This window comes from Dactylosporangium sp. NPDC049140 (genome assembly GCF_040648435.1).
Genome location: NZ_JBEZDS010000152.1, coordinates 1 through 1,551, shown reverse-complemented (window position 1 = coordinate 1,551; position 1,551 = coordinate 1). Strand labels below are relative to the sequence as shown.

Here is a 1,551-nt window from a genome sequence, read left to right as displayed (position 1 = left end):
CGGCAGGACAGGGCCTAGTAGGACTTTGTTAGGTTTGTCGATGCTTGTTGCGCTGTAACGGTTTCACGGTTTGGTGGCAGGTGGGGCATGCGCCGGTCCAGGTCGCGAGCAGCAGTTGCAGCTCGTGGATGACCTTGTAGAGGGTCAGGCCGGCGCATCCGCTTTTGGGTCGAGCCTGAGCATGGTGATGAACAGGTGCGCGGTGGTGACGAGGGTGACGTGGCGGTGCCAGCCGGTGAAGGAGCGGCCTTCGAAGTGGTCGAGGCCGAGGCCGGTTTTGAGTTCGCGGTAGTCGTGTTCGATCCGCCATCGGATTTTCGCGGTGCGGATCAGGTCGGCGGCGGGGGTGTCGGCGGGTTGGCTGGACAGCCAGTAGGTGACGGGTTCGGGCTCGGTGTCGGGCCATTGGGCGATCAGCCACCGTTCGGGCAGGCTGCCGTCGGGGTTGCGGAGGATGCGGTGCCCGGCCGGACGGACCCGCAGGAACACGAACCGGGAGGTGAGGGTGCCTTTGCTGCCCTCACGCCAGGACACGGTGACCGCCGCGGCCGGGCCGGCGCCCTGGACGTGCTGGGCCACGCTGATCGCATCGTCGGGGTAGTCCGGGCGGGTGGGTGGGCGGCCTCGTCCAGACCAGCTGCGCGCCACGGGCGTGGCGTCGGCGGGGTGGGCGAGGGTTTCACCTTTGACCTGGACGCTGTAAGCGATGCCGCGTTCGTCGAGGGCGGCGCGGAACGGGCCGCTGTCGCCGTAGCCGGAGTCCGCGACGATGAGGGGTGGCCGCAGCCCGTGTTCGGCGAGCCCGTCGAGCATCTCGACCGCGAGCATCCACTTCGGACGGTGGCCCTCACCGTCCGGGATCGCGGACTTGCGGCGCCGGTGCCGGGCCGCCTCAGTCACCGCCTCGACATCGACCTCGACCGCGGTGAGCGGGGCCGGCGCGGCGGCCCGGGGTGCGTTGGTCAAGGTCTTGCGCTGCCTGGCCTTGGCCGCTTGCACCGCCGCCGGTCCGGCCTTGACGGTGTCCCACGACTCTGGCAGGAACAACCGCCAGTCGAGCGGACACGACGCCGTGTCGGTGACCGCGTGGACACTCACTCCGATCTGGCAGTTCGCGACCTTCCCCAGGGTGCCGGAGTACTGCCGGGCCACGCCGGGCGAACCCGAGCCGTCCTTAGGGAACCCGGTGTCATCGATCGCCCACGCGACCGGCTCGATCAGCTCGACCGCCCGGCGAGCCAGCCGGGCCCGCACCGCCGCGGTGTCCCACGTCGAGGTCGTCACGAACTGCTGCAACCCCTGATGATCGACCCCGAGCCGTTCCGCCATCGGCTGCATCGACTTGCGCCGCCCGTCCAGCAGCAGCCCACGCAGATACGTCACACCCTTCGCCCGCTGATCCGACCGGGTCAACGGCGCGAACACCTCCGCCGCGAACGCCTCCAAGCGTTGCCGCACAACCGAAAGCTCATCAGGGGTCACCGACACATGAAACTACCCGCACCCACCCAGCGACCCCACGACACGCCGCACCTAACAAAGCACTACTAG

The 1,551-nt window shown here is 69.1% G+C and carries 1 protein-coding gene; it reads right to left on the bottom strand.

Annotated features, from left to right (window positions below; translation table 11 throughout):
- Positions 1-144 precede the first annotated feature (144 nt).
- The gene (locus AB0B76_RS58930) at positions 145-1,482 is read right to left on the bottom strand and encodes an IS701 family transposase (protein ID WP_360395185.1); all 1,338 of its coding nucleotides are present in this window, start codon (positions 1,480-1,482) and stop codon (positions 145-147) included.
- Positions 1,483-1,551 lie beyond the last annotated feature (69 nt).